7 protein-coding genes are annotated in these 5,530 nt (G+C 62.2%); 1 reads left to right on the forward strand and 6 read right to left on the reverse strand.

Annotated elements, in window-relative coordinates; translation table 11 throughout:
• The 3 genes from APZ21_RS06125 to APZ21_RS06140 all read right to left on the reverse strand — a co-directional run.
• Nucleotides 1–471: hypothetical protein (locus APZ21_RS06125; protein WP_054812247.1), on the reverse strand; the 471-nt coding region annotated here is incomplete at its 3' end.
• A 255-nt stretch (nt 472–726) separates the two neighbouring features.
• Entirely contained in the window at nt 727–1,254 is a 528-nt protein-coding gene (locus APZ21_RS06135; RefSeq protein WP_054812249.1) for a hypothetical protein, read from the reverse strand.
• Nucleotides 1,255–1,262: 8 nt separating this feature from the next.
• A complete protein-coding gene (locus tag APZ21_RS06140) occupies nt 1,263–1,544 on the reverse strand; it encodes a hypothetical protein (RefSeq protein ID WP_156370757.1) in 282 nt (93 codons plus the stop codon).
• Nucleotides 1,545–1,670: 126 nt separating this feature from the next.
• Between APZ21_RS06140 and APZ21_RS06145 the strand changes: the two genes are divergently transcribed.
• Complete coding sequence (locus APZ21_RS06145) at nt 1,671–2,174, forward strand: hypothetical protein (RefSeq protein WP_156370759.1); 504 nt, start codon at nt 1,671–1,673, stop codon at nt 2,172–2,174.
• Between the two features lie 7 nt (nt 2,175–2,181).
• Here APZ21_RS06145 and APZ21_RS06150 read toward each other — a convergent pair whose 3' ends face one another.
• From APZ21_RS06150 to APZ21_RS06160, 3 genes are all read right to left on the reverse strand, one after another.
• The gene (locus APZ21_RS06150; RefSeq protein ID WP_275426184.1) at nt 2,182–3,363 is read right to left on the reverse strand and encodes an ISAs1 family transposase; all 1,182 of its coding nucleotides are present in this window, start codon (nt 3,361–3,363) and stop codon (nt 2,182–2,184) included.
• A 124-nt stretch (nt 3,364–3,487) separates the two neighbouring features.
• Nucleotides 3,488–4,588 carry a chromosomal replication initiator protein DnaA gene (locus tag APZ21_RS06155; protein ID WP_054812252.1) on the reverse strand — a complete coding sequence of 367 codons (1,101 nt, stop codon included), beginning with the start codon at nt 4,586–4,588 and terminating at the stop codon, nt 3,488–3,490.
• Nucleotides 4,566–5,078 carry a hypothetical protein gene (locus tag APZ21_RS06160; RefSeq protein ID WP_054812253.1) on the reverse strand — a complete coding sequence of 171 codons (513 nt, stop codon included), beginning with the start codon at nt 5,076–5,078 and terminating at the stop codon, nt 4,566–4,568. The genes APZ21_RS06155 and APZ21_RS06160 overlap by 23 nt, the downstream gene beginning before the upstream one ends.
• Nucleotides 5,079–5,530 lie beyond the last annotated feature (452 nt).

A 5,530-nucleotide genomic window follows, 5' to 3' on the forward strand; every position in this document is an offset into this window, starting at 1 on the left:
CACGATCGAGAGCTTCAGGCCGCTGCATGAAGATGAAAAAGGCTCAGTGCCCCGCACATACAGGTCGGCGGTGATCACCTGCCGAGGTTCCGACGTCGCCGGGTCGACATCGCGAACGACACCGGCGTCATCGATGAAATCGCACCACACCGCGCCGAGATATCCCGGCGCCGCGGCGGCGAGAATCGCACGGACCAACGCCGCGAGTTCCGCGGCGGCCCCGCCTCCGTCGTAACACTCGAAGACGACCCGGGGACGATCGATGATCAGCTGCGGGCCGCGGCAGCCTTGATCATCCTCGCGATCCATCCGCCGCCTGCGATCGGCGCGGTATACGCGGACCCAGCGGGCCGGTCGCGGATCCGGGACGATCGTCACGACCTCCGCGGTGTCGGATGCCGCGGTGAGTTCCGTGGTGAGATATGCGGTCAGGGTCGATTCGATATCGGGGAACAGAATTCGTTCACTCATCGTGCGACTACCTTGCCTTCCTATTAAGCGGATCGAATACGTTCGCCGGGCACATCGATTTCGATGTCGCCGTTCTCCAAGATTCCCCACATCGGAGGGTCCGGGTCCGTCAGATACGCGCCGTCGACAACGGCGCGTATGCACTCCGGGAGGACGAAATTGCCAGGGTAGTTCGGTAGATATGGTTCGATGCCTTCACATATCTGATCGGGATTCTCTCGGAGCACCCGGTCCGCGACCTTTCGACTGGCCCTGTCAGTCGTTCCGAATCCTCGACCGTTGACGGTCTATCGAATTCTTGATCTCTACCGCGCACCCTCGAAAGAACGAGGTAACCGATTGATACGCGACAACCAGTCCGGACTCCGAGATTCCCCACAACGGTGGGTCCGGATATTTCAGATCGGCACCGTCCACCACAATCGACCACTCGCCCTGGAACGACATCGCGACAAAGAGATTGTCGGAATCCTTCAGCGGACTGTCCCCGGCAGGGATTTCGGCGACCGACTCCAGCGCATTACTTTTGGCAGCCGCATCAAGTCCTCTGACCGAAAACGAGCCGACAATATTGAACTTGTCGGCTTCAAAGCCGATCAGACGGTAGATCTCCCTGAGCGATGCCGGAATATCGGAGATACTCTGCGAGCGGGCCATGGCATCGATATCTGCATCACCGACTCCGCGCACAAGAGAGCCATCCATGCCGTACGTGATCAGCTCACGAAAGATCGCACGAATCTCCGAAGAAGCAGTCTCTTCACCGTGGTTCCCTGACACCATGCACCCTCTCATCTAGGAATGTACTCGAAAAGTCGTCTTCCGTACATATCGCGAATGTCAATGCTAAACACGAGGAATTCCTTTGTGAACTGCGCCAGAACGCCCTGACACGAGGAGCAGATAATATCTTCGCCGAGATGCATCTTATCCGCAGCCGGATAGTCAACCACCATCCGAATCCGCCCGTTGGAATCCGGCCTGAGTTTGGTTCGCAAGTCTTCGAGAATCTTCAATTCCGCATCGACATTTCTGGGAACGCCGTTCACGGTCGACCAGTCGAACCGATCCACGGCTTCACCCGGTTCTCGTGCTCCCCCCGGCATCTGAACGTTTTTTCTATCGAGAAAGTTGTCATCTCCGCTCGAGGCACGCGATGGGATCTTTGTTCCGTCCCCAGACTCGTATACCGCAGAAGCATGCGTCCGCTGCTTCGAAGCCGCGGTATTCGGGATATTTTCGAACGCCCTTTCCATATCTTCTCGCAGATCATCGAACCCGTCCCCGCTGCATTTCCATACGGGTTTCCGGCGGGGGCCATTATTCGGGTTCCATTGATCAGATCTTTCCAGCGCTTCGCGTCACTGTTGCTCCGCGAACTCCTCCTGCGCTCGGCGGGCCGCATCATCGGCCGACTTCTTACCTCTGGACCGGAATATCCCACCGAGGACTTCTTTGGCTTTGTTGTACGCGCTCTCGACACCGTTCTTTGCGGCCTCGGCGGCTTTGCCGATGCCCGCACCGATTCCCTCGACCATTCCGGCCAGGGCCTTTCCTATGGCCGCGGGGTCGCGGAGCAGGGTTTGGCCGAGTTTCCACAAGAGCTTTCCGCCGACCGTGAACAGGCTCTTGACCAGGAACAGATCGCTGATCGCGAAGGCGACGTTGATCAGACCCCAGACCCAGCCAGGGCCTCGGCGTAGTCGGGTTTCAGCAGGTCAGCAGTAATTTCAGCGGCCGGTTGTAGTCTCTGCCATGGTGCCGCAACGCCGGCGCAATGTCGTCGTGGCCAGCCAGGCGGAGCAGGCTCATCACGGTGTTCCGCAAGATCGCCATGACGTGGCCCGCAGCGCCGGTACGGGCCTGGTGACGGTCCTCGTCGAAGGTGACGTCCCGGACATGATGAATCTTGTTCTCGATCGACCAGTGCTGCCGCAAATAGTCGGCGATCACGTGGTGGGCGGCATCACCGACCTTCAGGCTGGTCACCACGAACACCGTCTCCCGGGTCTGCTTACGGGACTTGCGGTGCTTCGACACGACAGTGCGGGTGCGGTGGATCCGCAGAACCTGTGCCGCACCGGGGAATCCGATCCCGGCGGCGATGCCGGTCGCCTTCAGCGTGCGAGTCTCGATGCGACCGTGAGCGGGTTTGCCGGTCGTCCGGTCCAGGACCGGAACGTCCCTCCACGGAAGCTGTTTCAACAGTTTCCGCAGGTTGGGCTGGTTTCCCTTCACACACAGGATGTAATGGGCCTTCGCCTCGATGATCAGTTGCGCGGTCTCACGGCAGGTGTGGGCGGCATCGGCGGTGATCACGCAATCCGCGATGTTCAACGTGGACAACAGTTTCCGCAGCATCGGAACCTCACTGGTCTTGTCGGCGACCGAGATCTGGGCCAGGACCGCGCCGGTGGCCTGGCATATCCCGGACAGCAAGAACGTCAGATGCCCGGCGGCGTCGCGGGCGCCTTTGAGGGTTTTACCGTCGAAGGAGATGACCTTCGCGCCACCGATCATGCTGACCCGCAACCACATCCACGTACCGATCACCTGGTCGAGACCGTCGGCATCGAGGTGTTGCAGCAGCCGGCGGATCGCGGATTCACTCGGTGCCCGGCGGGTGAATCCGAGGCGGGTCAGCACCGCGGTGGGTGCGTCGGCGGCCCACTCGCCGATCGCGGTGAACGATCGGGCTCCCGCTGTGGTGGCGGCCAGAGCGAGCAGCAGTACCGGGACCAAGCCGTAGCGGCGGCCTCGTGCGTCGCGGGGATCGGTGACCTGCCCGAGGACATCCAGCAAATCACCAGCGCTGGTGGCTGGATCGTTTTCGGCGGGAAGGTTGTTCGGTCCGGCGGCGGGGTCGGCGGGGCATACTTGTCTGGCGGGCACGGGTACTCCGAGGGCGATTCAGGCGTAAGGAACCTTCATCTTCCTCGAGTCACTCGTGCCCGCCCGGCATCTCAAACCGCTTGTCACCCAACCAGTTTCCGCAGATCATCAGCCCGGAATCCGACTACGCCGAGGCCCTGCAGACCCAGCGACCGTTCTTGAAATCGGCGTACGCCTGTAGCAACGACCCCGCGACCGGGACGAGACTGAGCAGGAACCCCGGCCCCTCATACGGTTGCGGCTCCGTCGATTCGGGGTTCTCGGGTTGCGGAGCTTCCTCTTCGGACGGCGTCTGCTGCGAGGCGGGCTGCGCCGGTTCGGTCCCGTCCACTCCCGGCGAATTCGGTTGATCCCCATCATTTTCGGAAGGATCGGTCGTGGACGGTGTTCCACCGTCGGGGTTCTCGCGTGTCTGCGGTGTTGGCTGCGACGGCATTCCCGACGGTGACCCTCCTGCCCCGGGCTGGGCGGGCGTGGTCGGCGTCGCCGATTCCGCGGGTGACGGATTCTGCTGGGCCTGTTTGAGCTCCGGCTCGGCGGACAACGACGGATCGGGCAGCGTGTGTTCGGAGGGAAACGGAACAGGATCGCCGTAGGGATACCGCTCATCCCACTGACCGCCAGGGAAATGAAGCCGCGGTTCGCCTTGTTCGGTGCCCGGCTGTGTTCCGGGCGGGCCGATATCGGCGCCGTTGTTCGGCCACGACGGCTTGGTCTGTTCGTTCTTGCCGTTGCCGTTGCTCTTCGTACCGCCCTTGCCTGAGCCACCGCCCGCACCGCCTTTGTTGTCGTTCTGATCGGGCGGCGGGGGTGGACCGTCTTGATAGCGATAGGGCAACTTCATGTTGCCGTTGTCGTCGGGCACCTCCGGCACCCGGTGCGTGCCCGGCGGTATGTTCGGCGGCACTTCGGGCATCTTGTCGCCGGGGAAATATCCGCCGGGCGCGATGATGCCGGGTTCGCTGTACCCCGGGGACGCCTTCGAGACGAAACCCGCATGTTGTTGCGATACCGGCCGGGGCGCGAGCACCGATTCCACCATGGCTCGCCGCGCCTCGATCCGTTCGATCATGCGCGCCGCGCTGGCCGGGGTCATGCCCGGGAAATCGTGGACCTTGCGGCTCGCATCGGGAACGCCCGCGCCATCCGGGGCCTTCTGGGTTGGGGTGTCCAGAACTATCGATGAGAACCAATTCTCCCGTTCACGAATCCACGTCGGATCCACGGCAGTTCCTCTCTGTGTCAGCCACGAATACGTAGCCGCCTCCGGCCCCGAAGGTGTCGCGGCCGGACCAGTCCTGATGGGCCTGATCGATCCGTCGGCGGAGTTGGGCCAGCCGCCCCGCGTACACCTCCGATTTCGTGACCCCTCGAATGCGAGACCACGCGTAGGTGGACCGCGCACCAGATACCGCCTTCGAGATATTCCGCGACCGGGTGGCCTGTTTGATGCCGGTCACCGTCGGTTCGGCGGTGTCGCCCGCCCAGCGCTGCCACGCGGGCAGGTGAATCACCGACAGTTCCTCGGCAGACAGTTCGACCCCCGACTCCAGCGACTCGTTCGCAGGGGGCTCTTGTGATCGCCCGCTGAGTAGGTGCTGCATCAACGCCAGGAATCCTGGCGTGACCAGTTGTCCCTCCTCGGCTTTCGTGTACCGCAGCGGAACCTGCGCACCCTCGAATTCGATGGGTTCGATAATTTCCTTACCGGACATGGATATTCGATCACCAACCTCGAAATAGATGGAACGCTGTGGTCAGAGAGCCGCGTAGGCGTCGAGGGCGGCTTGGCCGAGTGCGCGCTGAGCCGGGCGCCGGTGACCATGTGGTGTTCGTCGGTGGCCACCACGACCTGCTTCGACACCGGTCGGAGGTGAGCCAGAGGCTGTAGTAGCCGATAACGGACAGGCCGGTCCCCCGTGCGACAGGACTTCCGACCGCGCATGGTGGTCCGATACCGTTGCGGTACCGAACCACCGTCGTTGTATTCGTGTTGGGAGAGCGCGGCTTTCGAACTCGGGGGATTCGCGCCGGTGCTGGTCGAAGGTTGCTCGGATGCCTGGCGATGGCATTACCGAGGTTCGGCCACACCGGATTACGCCGTCGATCAATATTTCGACAGTGAGCCTTTTTCATCCTGCATGTGAGAGGCGTTGTGGCGCTGCAG

Source organism: Nocardia arizonensis, assembly GCF_001310275.1.
Taxonomy (GTDB): domain Bacteria; phylum Actinomycetota; class Actinomycetes; order Mycobacteriales; family Mycobacteriaceae; genus Nocardia; species Nocardia arizonensis.